Source organism: Methylobacterium sp. XJLW, from assembly GCF_003254375.1.
In the GTDB taxonomy this organism is placed as follows: Bacteria; Pseudomonadota; Alphaproteobacteria; order Rhizobiales; family Beijerinckiaceae; genus Methylobacterium; species Methylobacterium fujisawaense.
Window position 1 is genome coordinate 3,311,929 of record NZ_CP016429.1, and the last position, 19,528, is coordinate 3,331,456.

Genomic DNA, 19,528 nt, shown 5'->3' on the forward strand with positions numbered 1-19,528 from the left:
GCCATGCTGGCCATCCGGGGTGCCGTCCGGGACATCATCAAACGGACCCTGACGTCGCTCTTCGCCGTGCCGCAGCCCGTCGGCGTCGACAACAAGCTCGCCTTCGAGGTCCTCGCCTCTCCGCTCGCCAAGCCCGTGGCTCCGTCAGACCCGCCGAGCTTTCGGCGCCGAAGTCGCAGATTCCACGCCGGCCACGGACGCGGTCGCCGCGCTCGACCCGGTTCACGCAAAGGAGCGCATCGCGTATGACGATGCATGCTCGCCCGCCAGCCGGGACGACGAGCTTTTCGCCGAGGGGGCAGATGAGGCCGCGGGCGCGGCGCCTCACCGCCTCGCAGAGAGCCCAACTGACGCCTCTGCCCGGTCACCGCCCGGGCCGTAACAATCTCGAACAAAGCGGCCGCGACTTCCTTCCGAAGCCGGGCAACCTCCGCGCAAAGCGCGACGGATCCATTGATCGCGTTCCGAGGGGAGGCGTTGGCAGGTGACAGACGCCATCGCGCGAGAGGCGGCCGATGGGTCGCGCTGGGCCTACTCGAAGCCGAGATCGGCTTGAACGATGTGCCGCTCCGCAACCCTCGTCGCGTTGGTGCGCGCGTGTCAGGCGAGCACCGTTGAGGGTCGAGGCGATGGCGTCGCCGCTGCGCGCGGGGCTCTCGGTCGTTTGTGGTGTGATCCCGCCGTTCAGCTGGTGAGAGCGCGATCATTGCTCCCCATCAATCCGTGGATATACTGGTTGCAAGCGCGTGATGGAACCAGCTATGGCCGCCTACGGCAAATTCTCAATGCTGATTTGGGCGCAAATGATTTATCTCGCCCCAGTATCGGTGGCGACGGCCGATATCGGTGTGGCGGACGCCAAGGTCACTGGTGGTGAACTATGGATTATAGGATATTCAGACGAGAAAGATACGGATATTAGTCTGGATGGCCGCTTTTCACGTCAGATCGACCATCGGGGCTACTTCGAATTCCGCGTCATCTATCACCCGGCTACGTGTATCGCGACGCTGCGCACAGCGCGTCAAGAGCGCAAGATCGTGGTTGCCAATTGCGGCGAGCAAGGACCAGCCGGACCTCCGGGACCGCCGGGCGCTGCGGCCGCGACTGGACACAGCAGCAGGGTCGAACAGGGAGACAGGATGGACGGTACCAAGCCGTCCGAGCTCAGCGGATCAGGGGCATCCAGAACGGCCATTGCCGGCCCCCCCTGGCCACCAGGACCGAGCGGGCCGCCAGGGTCCGTTGGCCCACCGGGGCCCGCCGGCCCACCGGGACCCGTTGGCCCGCCGGGGCCTGCTGGCCCGCCGGGGCCTGCTGGCCCGCGAGGGCCTGCCGGGCCAGCAGGCCCCGCCGGCAAGGCTGGTCCACCAGGCCGACCTGCAACAGTGCGGCCCACAGTAGCCCGGACATTGCCCCTTCGTCCGGCGCCAAAGGCCGCTCCCAACCGGCAAGGCGCGAGCACCCCCAATCTTGGTGAAGAACCCGAAGCGAGTGATGGTGTGAGCCCGGAAGACAGGTACTGATCTCTGCACAATCAGGATCCGTCCGTGCCGCCACCGAAGCGGATCGTCTAGCCCTGTTCCACCGAGGCCGTCGAAACCTTCCTGCTCGGAACAAGCGGCCGAACTCTCTTCCTTACAGAACGCGCGGAGATGCCCGGCGGGCCCGAAAGGGATGACGGGCTTAGCGGCTCTGTTCATCGTGCAGCCTTACCGGCTGCGCACTCCGCTTTCCGTGCCTTGAAATCCAAGCGATCCTATGGCGCAGCCGTTCAGTGGCACCTAAGGCGGCCGGCCAAAACTGGTGCTCATTCGCGCCCGCTCGATTCATGTGGGCCCCTGCCTGTACGAGGCAGCACTGTCTGCAGGATCGAGCCCAGCACCAGTTTTGTCGACCGACCAGACGACATCCGTCTCGGAAACGAAAATCGGTCGGCCAATTTCCTTCTCCCTGAGCCAGCGCGTAAATCCTGAAAAGCCGCTAGTATGGAAAATCATCGGCCGGCTAAGCGCGCGAAACGCTTTCATCAACGTCTCCGCTTCGGCATCGCTGATCTCCTTTTTGAGCGCTAGGCTCAGAAGCTCCATTCTGTCAGCCACCCTCTTTGGAGAGTAGCCCTTCACAGACGTGAGTTCCCGGGTGCAACTCATGGAGTACCCGGCTCGAGATGTCGGAACCGGAACATCGCCACACACGTATAGGGCACGCCCGGCAAATACCGCGATCGGCCGCTCGTCGGGCGCAGTAAAAAGCACGGCATCGGGCGGCGCTTTCTCGCGAACGACCCGAAGCCAGGATGGCATCGCCTTCGCGTCAGGCGCGATATCCGATGCATAGATGTCCAAGGGGGTCGCGTAGCGCAAATCGGGATTGGTCCAGCGAGGAAACTCGTAGACCACGCACGACAGAAACAAAACGATCAATACGCCCGACACGACTGAGGATCTCAATCCCCTGTCCGCCCATCGGGTAATTTCAGCCGCGACCACGGGGGCCGCGAACAGCAGCGCCGTGAAGAGGAATTTATATCCGACGCCGTCGCGAACCGCGATCACGACGTAGGCCAACTGAAGTCCGAATGTCACGCCGATGAAAAATAACGTCGGCCAGGATATGATTTTCCGTCGAAATATGAGAACTGACAGTAATATCGCGTCTATTGCACAATAGATCCATCCCCACCTGATGAACTGGAGGGGCAAGTCACGAAGCTTCACAAGACTGAAGGGCGGAATTTCCGAATCCCGTCCGAGGAAAAGCCCATAGAGAACCACTATGCCGAAGCTCGCGATCCAAAGGGCAAAAATCAGGCTGGTCTTGATTAGAGCTCGACGATCGGACGATCCCACTCCACGGACTTGTTGCAGGATTTCAAAGGCAATCAGTGCCGCGGCGACCGCCATGCATGATGGTAAGAAAAGCGGATAGACCAAAGAACTCACAAAAGACGCTATGATCGCAAGTATGAGGAATGAAGACCGCTTGAAATTAAGGTAGCCCAGTACTGCAAAGACCATCAAGGCAAACGAAGACAACCCGAAAACCATCGTGTCCATGTTCTGAATTTTTTCCATCATTGGCGTTATGCGTGCGTCTCCCAATGCATGGTATTCATTTTTGGCTATGCCCAGTATGATATCGGGTAGACCGACGGCGAGGAGTGCAATTGCGGTACTTGCGGCTACCTTCGTAGAGTTATGGCGCTGACCAAGGAAAAAGATCGAACACTCTACGATGATGATGAACATCGAAATAAAGTGCAAAATATTTAGCGGTAAGAAAAGTCTCGTTGGCGAAATCGCGACAAGGTTTGAAATAAGAGACAGCTGTGTCCACCCGAGCCAACCATAATTCAGCCGAAGACCAGCCATCTCAAACTCTTCCGGCAATCGCGGCAGCAAATTGATCTGCTGTATAGCCGAAATCTGCATCATGTTGTGCCAACTGTAATCCGTTCTGAATGTTTCCTTTAGAACCGTAAAGATGATCGGGGCCGCCAAAGCGCAAGCCAGAAGCGCGGAATACCCGCAGCCACGAAAACTAAATCTTGGGCGGAAGTAAAGAATAAGAGCGCCCGCTACGAGAGCATTCAGCGCGCATGCTAAGTATGTAAACTGACTGAATCCTAAACCGAATGCTATTGAGACCAAGAGCTCAAGAGACAAAAGTCCCGGCGACAGCACGAAAGCTGCCAAAAGTCTCACTCGTATTGGAATCACGTCGGCTAGAAAGGCGACCAATAGCAATCCCGGCGCTATCACCGAGGACCCGGCGAGAAGGAGATTCACAGCCTGTGACGCAATCGTCGACATGGTGCCCATGGGAGAACTGCTGCTTATAAGGCAACGATATAATTAAAAGCACGCAAGCGCAACTTGGTAGGAATGGTATATGGAACCAAAAATCCAGTCGAAAAGCGATATACGAAACTAATGCAACTGCTGTATTTTCTGTCTTGGCTAGATATTGCTCGCTAAACAGAAGCTATATAAGATAAAATGACGCTCGGCTGTGCGCCGTCAGGGCTCTCTCGCTTCGTAGAATTTGGCGTATGATGCCAACAAACTTGGAGGCTCGCAAACATTTTTGATAGCGAGAGAGTGAAAGCGATCGATTGCGCCTCGGATCTTCGGACGTTAAAAGCAGATCGTGCGATCACGTCATCAGGTGATCAGGAGACCGAATTACGCTCCGCGAATCGATCGTGCCGGTAGGGTTCTTCGCCCTGGCGGCTTCACAAGCCGGGCGACCTCGGCCTTGTCGATCCCCCTCATGGCTTGAACGCTCCAACGTGGTGCGCGACGGCTCCTGGCACGTCCGAACGGATGGAGGCGTACCCCCCGGTGGTTCCGATGTTTGAGGCGCCGAACTCTGGACAGGTCAGACGCGAGGGAAGCGCCTGGTCCCGTGGTGCCTGCGATGCATTCGAAAGCGTACTTGCGTCTTGGGTTGGGTCCGGTCAGGGAAGATCGGGCCAGAACTAACCGATGCGGGCCATCTTGTCGGCAAATGCTACCAGACGAGCTTGGCTACGCAATCCCATATATGAGCTTCGTGGTCGCAGCCCGGTCGTAAATCGTTTTGTGCAGATAAGATCAAGATCGCGACAGAAACAATCATTAGCATATTTTCTCGCCATTTGAACAAATATCAAAATTGATGGTGCTGATAATTTCGATCTATTGTGTGTATCATGCAGATAACGACGATAATCATAAATTGAAGAACATGATCACGAGAAAGGAGTGTGGACTCTGTTAAATTGTGACCCACACAAAATACAAATATAGCTATAAAAAGAGCACCAGTTTTGTTGTTGTAGGCGGGATGGCTCAACAACGTCGCGACAGGATTGACAATAAGAAAGTATAATGCGATCGCGAGGCCAGGCAAACCGATCTGTGACGCGATATCTAAGTATCCGTTATGGCCCTGAGAGGCAATTTCGAACCAGCTTCCTCCTTTCGCATAATCATAGACCGGGCTAACATCTCCGATGTACCAAAAAGAACCATATCCGGCACCAAGACGCCAGTGATCGGAAATATAAGCTATCAATACGCGCCAGATTTGTGAACGACCTGTCAGTGTATCATCGCGATCCAAGGGTTCCATCAGCCATTCGCCGTACCACAGCAGAATGACACCGAAACAGAAGGCGCTCGTCATTGCCGCTGCGAAAGCAAGCGGCCAATCCCGATGATTGTTGGCACGAAATGCATGCCCCGATAGCAGGGCCAATAAGGCAAGTGCGGTCGAAGTTTTGGATCCGGTCTTCATCAAAAATAGAAAAGCCGCAATGATAACGATCCATCTTAGAAAGGACAGGTGCTTTTGCTCCATGAAGTAAAAACACAGCACGGTTATCGCACAGAGTGCGCCCATAAAGTTCTTCTCGGGATAAATTCCCCGCCAATCACCAATGAGAGCGACATCTCGGCCCGCCTCCGGCTGGTGTATACCGACGCTCGGGAAGAAAAGGACGGTTGCGTAGCTTGCGAAGAGCGCCAAAGTCAGAGCGATACGGATATGCGCAATGCTCTTCGCGACACCGAGCGATTGTATGGCAATAGCAACGGACAGAGCAACGATCGTCGTCAAGGCCAAGCGACGGGTCGCAATTGATGGATCTATTGCCCAAACGATACTCAGCCAACAATAGGCCAATATTACACGAACGTTTCCCGGAAGCGCGGACAAGCCTCGAAAGTCGCGATGGATGCCCGTTCCAGCCAGTATAATTAATAAAATCAGTACATATCCAAGCTGTCGGAACGGATTTCCTTCGGTCATGGAAGCGGTGCCGCCGCTCAACCCATCCTGGGTGATTGGCGCAGTGACGACCATAATGCAAAGTGCAAAAAAAGCGATTGATACGACGCTCTCATGAGCGGACGATCGCAAATTTTTCTCAACGGCACTGAGTGAACCTGTCCTCATAGATCTGTTTTCGTCCTCTCTGGGAAAACAAATAAGTTTTAGCTCAGCGCAATCAACGAAAATCCCATTCCAAAAGACTTGCGAGTCCCGCCTTGCTGCAGCTGCGGATAAACGAGGCGACAAAAGTCTAAGCCAAATTCACTTATTTCGACTTTATATCGTCAGCGTCGACCTGTCTAGATCGATATAGTCGGTGGCGCTCACAATCATTGTCATCATCGCCAGGACCTTTCCTGGGTCTGAAATGCGCGTTTATCCATGGCTCATTCCCGGCTGAGATTTGCAAGCGGACCTTGAAGGCGAACTAGACGAGGGTTCAATTCTCTCACGCGATGCAGAGATAGCTGAAATCCATCTTGGATCGAGCGACGCCGGCGCCGCCGGTCGACGCTTCGAACTGATCAAGCACCAGTGGAAAGGCTGGCGCCGGTTGGCCCGCACTTGTGTCGCGTCTCTCTTTAAAGCCGTTTGCGTACCGGAATGCCTGCAAGCTTTGTTATCTACTCGACCCATCGAAAGCAGTAAGGGCGCAAAAATTGCACAATTCGATCAGCGTTCTGCAATCCGATTTGGTAAGCGTATCGCCGGAGGACTACCTATACCGACGATCCGTCGTCGGCCCAATTTGTCCTGGCTAGATCTCGTTCATGAGGGCCCGAAATGGCTTCGAAGCAATGGCGAATCGCCTCCTTCAGTCTTTCGATCTGTCTGAGCGGAGGTTTGGGTGGATGTCTGAGCTTGACGGTTTTGGAATCGAGCCCTTCCATGACAACCGTGGATTCCGCACCGGTGGCCGATCTCGATGACAGTGGGGTTCTCGAAGCGCCCCGCCGACGTCAGACCGGCAATGGCGTCGACCCGATAGCCGTGCTCGCTCATCGCACCCACGATCGAATGGGTGCTGCAGCCGTCACAACGGTCGAACGCCTGCCGGCCTTTGCGGCTGCGCCCTCGACGAACGAGCCGAAGTCGGCAGGCTCGCAACGGCGTATTCAGGCACCGCGCCGTCAGGTCAGCAACGCCGAGATTGCAAAGCGGGATCGTCAGGCGGAGGTCCTCATTCGGCAGTCTGTTCGATCCATCTGCGAAGGATGCCAGAATTGAATGTTCGGCGTTCCGGCACTGAGAGCGGGACTCGGTCCTGCCATCAGAGCCGAGAACGATCTTCAGTGAGCGTGAGCAACCTGAGAGGTGCCTAGAACAATGACACAAACGACGCAGCCCGCGCCCGGACAATGATGGATCACAGGGCGGGTTGGGTCGTCGCCGGCCCACGGCACCATTGCGATCGAAGGCGACCCCATGTGGGGCCGAGGCCCTCTGGCCCACCAGATGCCGGTGAATTCTTCATCCTTGAGGCGCCGCTGGAATCAATCCACCACCCGGCCTAGCATGGCGACCGGCAAAAGGCTTCTGTCGAGCTGGCTTGCAACCGAACAACACGTTTCATCCGCGCACCAGCCAGCCTATTCAGTGACCCTGAGGGCTCTGGTGTCGGGCAATTGAGACCCATTCCCATGCCGTCCCAGGGGGCAGTATACCTTCTGCAGTGGCAATCGAGCGGGCCAGTCGAAGCGGCTTCAGCATTGTGTCTCGCCGCAGTATATACCGAGTGACGGGAGCTCGATTGTTCTCCGGTGAGCGATATTTTCGTCGGCTCGGTATCGACATGGAGCGTTAGATATGCGTAGTTAATCACCTGCTGAATAATAGAGTGTCCGGATTTGCGCCAAGCTCAGCCCGCACTTGAAGTTCAGAACAGCACCCACGGATCCCGATCTCGATCGGCTCGGGCTGCTGACGGTTTGATCATTGCGATTTTATGTATTGCGTCGATGCTACTGCTCTGCGCGACCGTACTATATCTGACGATACATCGCATCTTTCCGGCTATTGTCCCGCTAAATGCATACAGATCTCTCGCTGTGTGGCATCGCTTTAGCTCGCTTGTGATTCAAGAGATTCGATCTTGGCGCTGATTGATTTGAGCGAGCGGGGCCACTGTGATTGGCCTCTTTGATTGTTACTTGCGATTGCTGCGTTTCCTTATAAAGTCGATGCGAACTTTCGCAATCTGACGAAATCAGCTTTGTGCGTCCATCCGAATCACGGGCTCTGAGGCCGGTGCCGTGCGACCAGATGCCAGCTTCGGTATCCGATCTGTGCTCACAAGGCCAAAATCATTCGTTGGCAATCCTGCCGTGATAGGGACTGTAATCTGCAAGACGACTGATTACGCGTTGACACCAGCGCGGGTTGGTGCAGTTCGCCAGCGCGCTGGGAACATTCTATATTTACCAATATCGATTGGCGCACATAAGAAAGGACACAAAAGCCTCCGATATATCGCCGTAGACATCGGAGAGGCGACCAAAAGCCCAAGCCTCATCTTTCGAATCTTTGCGGTAGCGACCGCCCGTCACCTGCGGCCTTTATCGAGAAAACGGTGTTTCCATCTATGAAAGTTCGGCTCGGTAAAGTCGCTTCTGGGCACCTGAAGCCAGATTGCCTCGAATTTCGTCGGCGCTCCACAACTCGCTTTTAGCTTGGACCCGTTCACCGGATCGCAGTCATATTGCCGCTCACATGCCGGGGCCCGAAACCGAGACCGGTGCCCTTCGTCGCTAAAAGGGAGCGATACCATTCGACCGTATGACAGCAAGGCGCATTACCGGCCCGCCCATCTCGGAGCGCCTTTTGGACGTCCGAGACGGCGCACCCAATCGACCGATGCGCCCGAAACGCGAGTCCTTTCTCAGCCTTGGCAAAGCTGACGCGATAGTTTCGACGATCTTCACCGACACCCAAATAGGAAATCGCTGGTGCGGCCTCACTCGCTAACCAGACTTGGTATGCAATTTCCGAGATCTGGCAATTTTCACGCCCTATGTTGAACACTTGGCCGGCAATGGACCGGTCGGGCGCATCAAGGGTAAGCAAAAACGCTCGCGCGACGTCCTCGACGTGAATGAGAGGGCGCCATTGTGCGCCATTTCCGACGACACTGATGCAGCCGAGTTCATAAGCATCGAGCGCCATTTTATTGACCACCAAGTCGAACCGCATCCTTGGCGAAAGGCCAAAAACGGTACCATTCCGCAAGGATACGGTGGTGAAATCCGATCTGTTTCGGCTCAATACGACCTCTTCGGCTTTTGCACACGTCTCCGCATATAATGTGAGCGGTCGAAGCGTTGAATCCTCACTCACGTCGCTGCCAATATGCTCACCATAGACGGCACAGGAACTTGCAAAGAGATAGCGTTTGACCCCAGCCCGCTCAGCGAGCATCACCGAGGCGATCCGCCCCTGCTCATTGATCGAACGCGTTAGTTCAGCATCGAGGTCTCCGGACGGGTCATTCGACAATGCGGCTAAATCAACAACAATGTCGCAATCATCGAAAACCCCTGGCGGATAATTGCGGATGTCACACCGCAGAATCTCCATCGCGGGATGGTCTTGAAGGTTACGCAATGACTGATGCCCGAAAAAAAAAGCATCGATTGCTCGAACGCGGTAGCCGACATTCAGAAGCTGTGCGACGAGAACAGAACCGATATATCCTGCGGCGCCAGTAACAGCAACTGTCTTCTGCATCGCGAAAACCTCGCTTGGAGCTATCGGATTTCGGGACGCCGAGGCGCCAATATGTGCAGCGCGTCCCGGGGAACCCAGCATCCGTTCTAATCTCAGGCGCGAACAAAAAATCGTTGCATTCATTTTAGATTGCGATTTCAGTAAGCATCCAGCTTGAATGCGAGGCACATCAAAACAGTTTTCACGATAATCTTGAAATCAAGCATAAGGCTGGCGTTTGATACATACCAAAGATCGAGCGCAACGCGCTTTTCCATATCGGCAGAGCAAGGCGTTGCGCCCCGTGACCCACTAATCTGTGCCCATCCGGTGATACCGGGGCGCACATTGAACCGAGCATTGTAATTGGGGATTATTTTTCCATAGTAAATGTCGTGGGAAACAGCGTGTGGACGAGGTCCTACAATAGCCATCTCACACTTAATTACGTTCAGTAGTTGTGGAAGTTCGTCGAGACTGCTGCGTCTTAGAAATCTTCCGATCCGAGTTACGCGCACATCGCTGCGACTCGCCTGTTGCACGATTGGTCCGTTTTCTTGAACATGCATCGTACGAAATTTATATATATTGAATTTGCGACCCTTCAGTCCAGTACGTTCCTGCCGGAACAAAATAGGTCCAGGACTGTCGAGCGAGACCAAAATGGCGATCAAAACGAAAAGCGGCATAAGAAGGAGGATGGCAGCTGCCGCAACAGTTATATCGATTGCGACATGCGCGCTGTGCCGAATATTGGATGTGTGGTCAGCCCCCGCTCGAGCTTCAGGACCTGAGGTCACAAGCAATCCGTGTTCAGCAGAACTCATCGCTTAAGTCTCCTCGATCTATTTCACATAATCGATTGAGTCAAAGCGGCGTATTGAAAATATCCTCCCGGATTTATTTCATATCACCCGAAAATAAATATAAAATGATGGCTTTTCGACGCTTGGTTGTATGTTGCCAATGACTAAGAGTATAATTTATTCTTCAATATTGTTCACATAAGCTTAAATTGTCCGTTTATTGTATTAAGCTCTTTTGAAGAAAACGGCTTCGCGCGAGATTGCACCATACGAACGCTGCGAGATACTATCGCTGAAGACTGCTGTTTGGCGTTTTCGCAGTTTCGGTATTTATTAGGAATGACTTCGCAACTCGACGTGTCCCCAGAACTCGCAAAAGCACTGGTGCGCGGCGCGCGCTAATAGACAGCCCACTCTAGACATCCGGGCCGCATCTCGGACTTGGTGTGCGGCCTTGATAACGCGGCCGAATTCTCTATATCGGCTATCACGCCGTCTGGCAATAGGGTTAATTTTCATACATTGCTTGCATTTACTGGCGCTAAAAATCGGTTTTAGTAGATAAATGATTGATGTTTAGATTAGGTGTGCGGCCCATGAGGGATGGTCCATAGAAACGGTCAAAGTCATGTCAATGATGGCAGGATGACCAGTGCATACGCACCATTTTCCGCTGCTGCGATAATACGAGTCTGGAGTAAATCGGCTCGCGGATACACCATCAGATTATTATACCGTCACAAAGAATATGAAAACCGATATCGCGTGTTGAGCTTGGCGGAACCGAAGGGCCCTTTTCTTCGCAGATTTTGCGAGAAGGTTGCCCAAATCTGACAAATGGATGGCACCGCGTCACGCCGTTCGTGTCGCTCTGCCGACGAAAGCAAAAGCGCACTTCACTGCAGGCTACGAGACGGATAAATAACGCAGCCAGAAGCGCTCAATCGCTCTGTCTTTCGCGTCGAATAGCCGAACCCTGTCGCGCGAATGCTGCTCGCGATCGGCGGTGACGTTAAAACGGTTTGGCGGTTGAGGGCCCTGGGATGTTTCTCGTGAGCCGAGTGATCGGAAGATGGTAATCAAGCCGTTTGATGCCGGCTAGATGTCCTCAGATTGCCGATATTATGAGCGGAGCGGCAATTTTTTAACCAGGGATTTGAGGCGCGTTTGATCAATCCAGTTTCCGCTCTCGATGAGGGCGGAGACTCGACTCAAAGTGCCTTTTTAGGTCCATCGAATTCGGTATTGCGTTCCGGTGATCGCCTGGATATAGGTTAACAAACTGTTAAGAAGCCGTGTAGGCCCTACTCCCGAGCGCTATAGGAGGGATGTAGAGATGTCGCATTTTGGCCGGTTGTCGACATACTTTAGATGGTCAGGTGCTGTGCAGCGCCGGCTCCGTGCAGACGGGGCCGTGCGACTGAACGACAGTCGTTCCGGTTCTCGTGACGACAACACTTTTCAGCGGCAGCTGGTTCACGGTGCGCTACTCAATGAATCCAGTGGTCGAACGTCCCTGATCCGTGTTGGTGGGATTCCCACCGCAGTGCTATCGCGCAAACAACTGGCACGCCGCATGGATGAGGATTGCCGTTTGGTATCTCTGGGGCATCTTGCTGAGCCCCGAATAATCGTCGCGTCAAATGGATCGGTAATTGCGAGATTTCATCTGAATAGAGACTTTCGGCGGCTGATTTCCAAGGCTTCAATCGTCGATGCTGACGGTGCATCGCTCGTCTTTGCGTCGCGCCTGTTCTGTCGAAGTCCCTTGCCCGAGCGGGTGGCGACGACTGATCTCATTCATGATTGCGCCGATCTAGCATCCCAGAAGTGCATACGTTTTTATTTTCTGGGCGGAAAGCCTGAGGTGGCTTTGCGTGCATCGCAAAAGTTGAAGCTGATTTTTCCGAATCTACAGGTGGTTGGGTGCCGCGACGGGTATTTCAATCGCGCCGACGAGGATGAGATCTGTTCTGAGATACTCCGCACAGGAGCGCAGGTCTTATGGCTCGGTCTAGGCAGTCCGATGCAGGAAGAGATCGCTTGTTCATGGCAGAAGAAACTGGGCGGTTTGGCCTGGATCAGAACCTGCGGCGGGCTCTTCGATCACATCGCTGAGGACGTTCCGCGAGCGCCGCGATGGATGCAAGATATCGGTCTTGAGTGGCTTTACAGGATTTATCAGGAGCCGAGACGATTATTGTTTCGCTATTTATGGTCTAACCCCGTCGCATTATTTTATCTTTTGACCAAAACGTACGACGATCCGATCTATCGTGGACCAGTTGTACTAAAATGATATCATATCTTATCTATATCCGAATATTGATTGTGGACTAATTACAGAAAACCGGATCCATGCTCAGGTGCCGGGCTAGGTGACAATCAATGAGGCGGATTGGGATGTGCGCTGCGGTATCGTTGACGGAGCCGATCCAGCGTTCCGTACGGAAAGCCTCGATACGGTCGCAGCCGACCGTTTACTTTTTTGCCAACCATTCGTCATCCGGTGGTGTCGGTGAGCTGTGGAGCGATCTGGCTGCTGGATTGGCGGCTAAGGGATTTCGAACACGTCTCATCGCGCTTTGGCCGAGTGCCGACACATCGATGGCTGGCGATGAACGCGTCCCTTGGCACCACGTGGTCTCTGAGAGGCCACGATCGATGCGCCGTCTTCTCTGCTTGGTCAGAGATCTTGTTCTGCTCTTCAGAAAGGATACGCCAGATTGTGTCGTGACAGCGATGCCTGCCACAAACCTATTGGTGCCCGCGGCGGCTTTGCTTTCCTACCGGCGCATTCGAGCTATCACATCGCATCATACGCCTGCGAATACGTTGAAATGGCCTATGAATTGGCTTGATCGATATGCCTCTGTGCCGCCGAACGTCTCGGCGTCAGTCAGTGTCTCGAAGACGGTCGCGACGTCGTATCACCGGGGGCGGGGGTGGTTGCGATCAAAGCAGCGGGTCATCAGCAACGCGCTTTCTCCTGCGATCGAGCAGCATCTTTCGGAATTGTTCCGGATGAGGCAACCGCGCATCGGGGGTGATGCCCCTTTTCGCGTTATAAGCCTCGGCCGCCTCTCAGCGCAAAAGAATTACGACGTCTTGATCAAAGCGGCGTTGTACATGCCAAACGTGATTGTGAGCATCATAGGGCATGGACCTGAGGAGACGAGACTGCGGTCACTGGCTGACTGCCTCGGTGTAACGGATCGGGTAAAATTTCTCGGACTCATGGGCCGCAAAGATGCACTTCGCATGCTCGCGGCGGCCGATGTCTTCGTGCAGATGAGTCGCTTCGAAGGCCATAGCCTCGCACTCATCGAAGCGGCCAAACTTGGGTTGCCGCTTGTCGTTTCGAATATCCCAGTTCAATTGGAATTTATAACTGACGAAATCGGCCGACACTGCGGCATTTCAGTTGATATCGACGATGCGCGTAGTTTGGCCCGATCGATTGACCGATTGTATTTTGATCATGAATATTATGAGGACATGGCTTTGCGATCAAGACATATCGCGGCAGCACTTTCATTCGATAAAACCATGTCACTCTACGAGGATCTTGTGTCTTAACGTCGGTTTTTGGCCGAGGAATGGGTGACGTTCGTCCAAAAGAGTCCTTCGATACGGAATTGGCAATGAAGCTTACAATCGGGATTAAGGTTTTCAATGAGGCCGCCCGGATCGGGCGGGCGATCGAAACTGCGCTTGAGGCCGCCGCTCCGTACGGTGGTGAAGTCTTGATCGCTGATAGCGGATCCACGGACGGTACGCTGGAGATTGCGTTGCGGTACGACGTAAAGATCGTCCAATTGGCGAATCCAGCCGAGCGCTCGTGCGGCGCTGGTGCCCAACTCGCGTATATGTTCGCCCGCGGAGAGTTCTTCTACCTTCTCGACGGTGATATGGAGATCGATCCTTCATTCCTGCCGTGTGCGATACCATTTTTGGAGACGCATCCGGATTTCGCCGGGGTCGGGGGCCGTGTCGAAGAGGCGAATGTCGAGAACCATGAATTCCGCACACGGAAAATCAATGCGGAAAGGAGATGCGCTTATTACCCTCGTCTGATCGACCGTCTCGATTGTGGGGGGCTTTATCGCGTCTCGGCGGTAAAGCAGAGCGGGTATTTCGCAGACCGAAATTTGAAATCATTTGAAGAATTTGAGCTCGCTTCGCGATTGATTGCGGATGGCTGGAAACTCACCCGGCTCGATGTTCCTGCCGTCGTGCATTATGGGCATACGTCAGAAAGCTATAAGCTCCTGCGGGCTCGATTTCTATCTGGCTACGCGAACGGCGTGGGCCAAGTTTCTCGGGCGATCCTCGCCCGGCCTCGCAGTCGGCAAGCGCTTTCTAAACTTACGCAGTTTTGGACATGCGCTGTCGTCGTGATCTGGTGGGCCGCAATCCTCACATTGACGGTCTTGGCGGTCTCAGACTGGCATTACCTCGCATACCTGCTCGTGGCGATTGTCCTACCCGTGCTGTTTCTCATGCTGCGGCGCGGCTCAGTGCAAGCCGGGCTATACTCGTTCGTGGCGTGGAACACGGTTGCAATTGGCTTTTTTGCGGGGTTCGCCGCATCGCGCCGATCGCCGACGGAACGATTGGAGGCGGTGATCATCAGGGGTTGAATAAATGGCAAGTCACAGTTGCTGATATTGGCAAAATTCGGGCTTGATGTCTCATTCGCGCAAGACGTGGATCTAAAAGCCTTGGCCGTTATCTCGATGGCTGTGTTTAAGTGCTTGAGTTTGTATTTCGGAAATCGAGAAAAATGGAAGGCGAGGCTGATTGTGGGCGTCCTGACCATAACTGAATCAGGGGTAGGCCAATTGTTCGCTTCGGTTCAATTCGCGATGCGGCCGAACACCGCGATGCTCTCCGGAAGGCGCGGGTGCGGATCGATCGGCGACCGACAGGTCTGGCAAATCCCTGTGTGGTGCTGGGATCGGGTCAATTGGCGGTCCGTAGCTGCACTAGGGTTCATGGTTCCAGCCAATGTTGGTTGAGTTGATGCTGGCTGAACTCGGTCTTGCGGACCCGAAGATGACCGGGCGATCTTTGGTCGCGCATCGCATGTGGAGGCTCGGTCGGCCGTTCGATCAGGGACGCTCGTCGATGATGCGCCTGTCGCTGTCCGTGTCGTTACGCGGTTTCGCCCTGTTGCTTTGGGGGCTCGTGGTGCTGCCCGTCGCTCGTGCGGAGACCTATCTCTGGCGGCCGGTGAAGATCGGCGGCGGTGGATTCATAACCGGATACTCATCTGATGCCAGCGGGTCGACGCGCGTCGTCAGAGCGGATGTGTACGGAGCTTATATCTGGAGCGACACGGCCAATCGGTGGGTCCAATTGGTGACCACCGCGTCGATGCCGTCGACGTTTCACGTTCAGAACGGGCTCAACGAGGGGGTGTACGAGGTCGTCGTTGCCCCGTCCGACGCGCGCCGGATCTATCTGGCTCTGAAGGGAAGGGTCCTTACCTCGCGGGATGGAGGGCGGTCATTCGCCGCCTCATCGACAGCTCCGTTCGAGCATGGCTTCGATCCGAATAGCGAGTTCCGCAATTACGGGCCGTTCATTTCGGTCGACCCTGTGCGTCCGGACGTTGCGCTCTTCGGAACTCCGGCCGATGGTCTCTGGCGTACCGATGACGGCGGCGTGACGTGGTCACGCGTCCCGACCGTGCCTCCGGCGATTGATCTACGCCCGGCTCAGGACGGCCATCAGAGCCCCGGCATCATCACGTGGTTCGAGAAACCGGGCGGCCAAGTCGCAGGGCGCGTCTGGGCGATGTCGGCCGGAAACGGCCTTTTCGCCTCGTCCGACGGCGGCCGAAGCTTTTCCCGTCTGGCATCAGACGGGCAGGGCGGGCCGTCGCTTCTGACGCAGGGCGCCTTCGCGCGCGACGGGACCTTCTTCGGTGTCGATCGCGAGACACGAATGGCTTGGCGTTATCGCGGGGGTGCATGGCAGAGCCTTACATCCAACGGAGGCCTGCCGAGTCTGCCCTTCGCAGCCGTGGCGATCGACCCGGACGATTCACGCATCCTCGTCATCGATCAAAGCGGGACGGTGTTCCGATCGAATGACGGAGGACGGTTGTGGACACGACTGGCGCATGAGTCCCGGGTCGGGTCCGGCGACCCGCCATGGCTTCGCGTCAGCAATGCGTCCTACTTCGCCATGAGCCGTATCATGTTCGATCCTGTGAAGAAGGATCGGCTCTGGGCTGGCGCAGGCATGGGCGTGTTCTACGCCGACCTCTCCGACTCTTCGCGGACTGTGACGTGGGTCAGCCAGACCCGGGGGATTGAGGAGCTCGTCGCGAACGACGTCAACCAAGCCCCAGGGCAGGCCCCGCTGTTTGCGGTCTGGGATTTCGGTATTCACGTCAAGCGGGACCTGACGGCGTACTCAACGTCATACGGTCCGAAAGAGCGTGTGCTGATCGCAGCACAGCAAGTGGCGCTGACACCCGCCAATCCGCGATTCGTCGTGACGAATGCGTCCGATACCCGAACGTCCTGCTGCTCGGAAGACGGCGATGCCGTGCTGGCCGGGTACAGCTTGGATGGCGGCGACAGCTGGACCAAATTCGCCGCGCTTCCGACCCCGCCGGGGACCCGTCCCGAGGACCCCTGGCGCATGGCGTTCGGTACGATCGCGGTCTCGGCCGGCGACACCAACAACATCGTCTGGGAGCCGACCTATAACCGCGCTCCGTTCTACACGAAAGATCTCGGCCGAAGCTGGCGACGGGTGGTACTGAGCGGCGAGTCCCTTCCGTTCACGGGCTCACATCCGCACATATACCTGTCGCGGAAGACACTCACGGCGGACGGCACGCGGCCCGGCGTCTTCTATCTCGTCCACAGTGGGGAGGGGGCGAATCAGCGGCTCCAAGGGCTTTGGCGGACGGGCGACGGTGGCGAGACTTGGCGCCACGTCTTCAAGGGTGAGATCGCGCCGAACACCGGGTACGCCGCGAAGCTCCGCGCCGTGCCAGGTCGACCGGGCGAGCTCTTCTTCACGTCGGGCATCCCGTACGCAACGGGGACGCCCCTGAGGCGCAGCCGCGACGGCGGGGAAACCTGGACCTCGATCCGCGGTGTCAGCCAAGTGGATGATATCGCTTTTGGTCGACCTAATCAGGCAGGTTATCCTACAATTTTCTTATCCGGTCGGCTGAATGGCGAATATGGATTCTGGCGATCGATTGATGAAGGTGAGAATTGGACGAAGATAGGGGCTTTCCCCGTCGGCAGCTTGGATCAGGTCACTGTTCTCGGCGCCGACACCGATCATTTCGGCCGTGTCTACGTGGGTTACATGGGGTCCGGTTTCCTGGTCGGGGAACCGGCCGACTGCAAAGCGAAGCCCTACGCATTCGGAGAGGACGCAGAATGCTTTTCGCTGCGCTGAGACCCGCGAACGCGGCCTCTCCGGTCCCCGTGTGGCCCCGAAGATCGGCGCTGTGGCGACTCCGGCAATGAGTCTCCGGCTGGGAAATCGTCATCTTAGTCGGGACCTGACCAGCCGGACATGGATCTCGGCAATTCAGCAGTCCTGATTGAGGTGGCCCTGTTCAAATCGGTAGCGGAGCTTTCGATCTGTGATGATGCGATCTGTTCTGCACGATCTCACCCGCCGGATTCAGTATGGTCGGTCTACGAGCTTGGGAGCCGGGTCCTTGCTGTCAGGGCACATCGCTTCGGGGGGCGAGGCCGTTCGGCACCCGGCTTGGCCGAAACTCGGGTCTCGCGAGGTTCCCCTCATCCTCGATCTCGATGGAACGCTCCTGCGGACTGATGTCCTCTACGAGAAGGCGCTTGCGTTGGTGCGGGCCGATCCGCTGAACGTCCTGCGCATGCTCTACTGGGCCATGGGCGGCCGCGCCCACCTGAAGCGGCGCATGGCCCAGGCTGTCACGCTCGACATCGAGGCGCTGCCGGAAAACCCCGAGCTGGTCGCCTTCGCAGAGGCCGAGGCCAAGGGAGGCCGGCCGATTCACATGTCGACCGCCACCGACAATGTGACGGCCTCCCAGATCGCCCGCCGCTTCCCGTTCATCAGCAGCGTCATCGCCAGCGACGGGCAGACGAATCTGAAAGGGTCCGCCAAAGCGGCTGAGCTAGCCCGCCGTTTCCCGCTCGGCTTCGACTATGCGGGCGACAGCCGCGCCGATCTGCCGGTGTGGCATGCCGCCCGGCAGGCGATCGTGGTCGGCGCCTCCCCGGGGGTGGAGCGCGCGGCCGGCAGAGCGGCCGACGTCGCCGGCGTCTTCCGGCGCCCGCCCTATGGTCGCCTGCTCCTCAAGAGCATGCGGTCCCATCAATGGGCCAAGAATGCGCTTGTTCTCGTGCCCGCAGTCCTGGCCAACCGCTTCCTCGACCCGTCCGCCCTCGGGTCGCTCGCGATCAGCTTCGTGGCGCTCTGCCTGATCGCCTCGGCGACCTACATCCTCAACGACATCTGGGACGTGGCGGACGATCGTCGGCATTGGTCGAAGAAGAACCGTCCTCTCGCCAGCGGCCAGTTTCCGATCGTCTACGGCCTCGCCGCCGTGCCGGCCGGTCTGGGAGCCGGATTCCTGCTCGGCGCGCTGGCTGGCCCGAAGGTGGTTCTCACGCTGGCAGCCTACACCGGGCTGACGCTCGCCTACTCGTTCTATCTCAAGCGGGTGGTCCTGCTTGACGCCTTGACGCTCGCCAGCCTCTTCACGATTCGGTTGGCTGTGGGCACCGCCGCTGTGGAGGCCATCGCCTCGCCGTGGCTGTTCGTGTTCTCGATGTTCCTGTTCACCTCACTGGCCTTGGCGAAGCGCCACACAGAGATCGCCCGTGCCACGGCGCGCGGCGCGGCTCAGATCAACGGACGCGGCTACGTGGCAGTGGATTTGCCCCTCGTGCTGGCCGCCGGTGTCGCCGCGGGCACGTCCGCGCTCCTGATCTTGGTGTTCTACGTGATCGACGACGCGTTCAAGCAGACCTTCTATGGCGATGTGGCATGGCTCTGGGGCTTCCCCCTGGCGCTGTCGATCATCCTGGGGCGAATCTGGGTCGCGTGCCAGCGCGGCACGCTGCAGGATGATCCGGTTGTCTTCGCGCTGACGGACCGGCTGGCGTTGACGGCCGGCAGTGCGCTCGCGATGTGCTTCGTGCTGGCTTGGGCGGGCTTTTCGGTCTGAG

At 56.5% G+C, this 19,528-nt stretch carries 11 protein-coding genes; 6 read left to right on the plus strand and 5 right to left on the minus strand.

Translation table 11 applies throughout. From position 1 onward, the window contains the following. Window positions 1–1,167: 1,167 nt before the first annotated feature. From A3862_RS32090 to A3862_RS15365, 3 genes are all read right to left on the minus strand, one after another. Window positions 1,168–1,413, minus strand: a complete 246-nt coding sequence (locus A3862_RS32090; RefSeq protein WP_236962150.1) for a hypothetical protein — start codon at window positions 1,411–1,413, stop codon at window positions 1,168–1,170. A 416-nt stretch (window positions 1,414–1,829) separates the two neighbouring features. Next, window positions 1,830–3,824, minus strand: a complete 1,995-nt coding sequence (locus tag A3862_RS31085) for a hypothetical protein (protein ID WP_124262978.1) — start codon at window positions 3,822–3,824, stop codon at window positions 1,830–1,832. Window positions 3,825–4,653: 829 nt separating this feature from the next. Continuing rightward, window positions 4,654–5,943: an O-antigen ligase family protein gene (locus A3862_RS15365; RefSeq protein WP_100793991.1), complete on the minus strand. Its 1,290-nt coding sequence runs from the start codon at window positions 5,941–5,943 to the stop codon at window positions 4,654–4,656. Window positions 5,944–6,708: 765 nt separating this feature from the next. On the opposite strand from A3862_RS15365, the gene A3862_RS31090 reads away from it, so the two are divergent. Next, window positions 6,709–7,047, plus strand: a complete 339-nt coding sequence (locus A3862_RS31090) for a hypothetical protein (RefSeq protein ID WP_124262979.1) — start codon at window positions 6,709–6,711, stop codon at window positions 7,045–7,047. A 1,452-nt stretch (window positions 7,048–8,499) separates the two neighbouring features. Here the strand turns inward: A3862_RS31090 and A3862_RS15370 are convergent. Together A3862_RS15370 and A3862_RS15375 are read right to left on the minus strand one after the other, a co-directional pair. Next, on the minus strand, window positions 8,500–9,543 hold the full coding sequence (locus A3862_RS15370) for an NAD-dependent epimerase/dehydratase family protein (RefSeq protein WP_158498462.1): 1,044 nt from the start codon (window positions 9,541–9,543) through the stop codon (window positions 8,500–8,502). Window positions 9,544–9,680: 137 nt separating this feature from the next. Then, window positions 9,681–10,349, minus strand: a complete 669-nt coding sequence (locus A3862_RS15375; RefSeq protein ID WP_052083651.1) for a sugar transferase — start codon at window positions 10,347–10,349, stop codon at window positions 9,681–9,683. A gap of 1,393 nt (window positions 10,350–11,742) precedes the next feature. Here A3862_RS15375 and A3862_RS15380 point away from each other — a divergent pair. The 5 genes from A3862_RS15380 (at window position 11,743) to A3862_RS15400 (ending at window position 19,527) form a co-directional block, all read left to right on the plus strand. Then, complete coding sequence (locus tag A3862_RS15380; protein WP_236961284.1) at window positions 11,743–12,627, plus strand: WecB/TagA/CpsF family glycosyltransferase; 885 nt, start codon at window positions 11,743–11,745, stop codon at window positions 12,625–12,627. Window positions 12,628–12,731: 104 nt separating this feature from the next. After that, on the plus strand, window positions 12,732–13,907 hold the full coding sequence (locus A3862_RS15385; protein ID WP_236961286.1) for a glycosyltransferase family 4 protein: 1,176 nt from the start codon (window positions 12,732–12,734) through the stop codon (window positions 13,905–13,907). A gap of 20 nt (window positions 13,908–13,927) precedes the next feature. After that, complete coding sequence (locus A3862_RS15390) at window positions 13,928–14,971, plus strand: glycosyltransferase family 2 protein (protein WP_236961288.1); 1,044 nt, start codon at window positions 13,928–13,930, stop codon at window positions 14,969–14,971. A 382-nt stretch (window positions 14,972–15,353) separates the two neighbouring features. Beyond that, the gene (locus A3862_RS15395; RefSeq protein WP_205782287.1) at window positions 15,354–17,762 is read left to right on the plus strand and encodes a WD40/YVTN/BNR-like repeat-containing protein; all 2,409 of its coding nucleotides are present in this window, start codon (window positions 15,354–15,356) and stop codon (window positions 17,760–17,762) included. 268 nt (window positions 17,763–18,030) lie between these two features. Beyond that, window positions 18,031–19,527: a UbiA family prenyltransferase gene (locus A3862_RS15400; RefSeq protein WP_236961290.1), complete on the plus strand. Its 1,497-nt coding sequence runs from the start codon at window positions 18,031–18,033 to the stop codon at window positions 19,525–19,527. Window position 19,528: the final 1 nt, after the last annotated feature.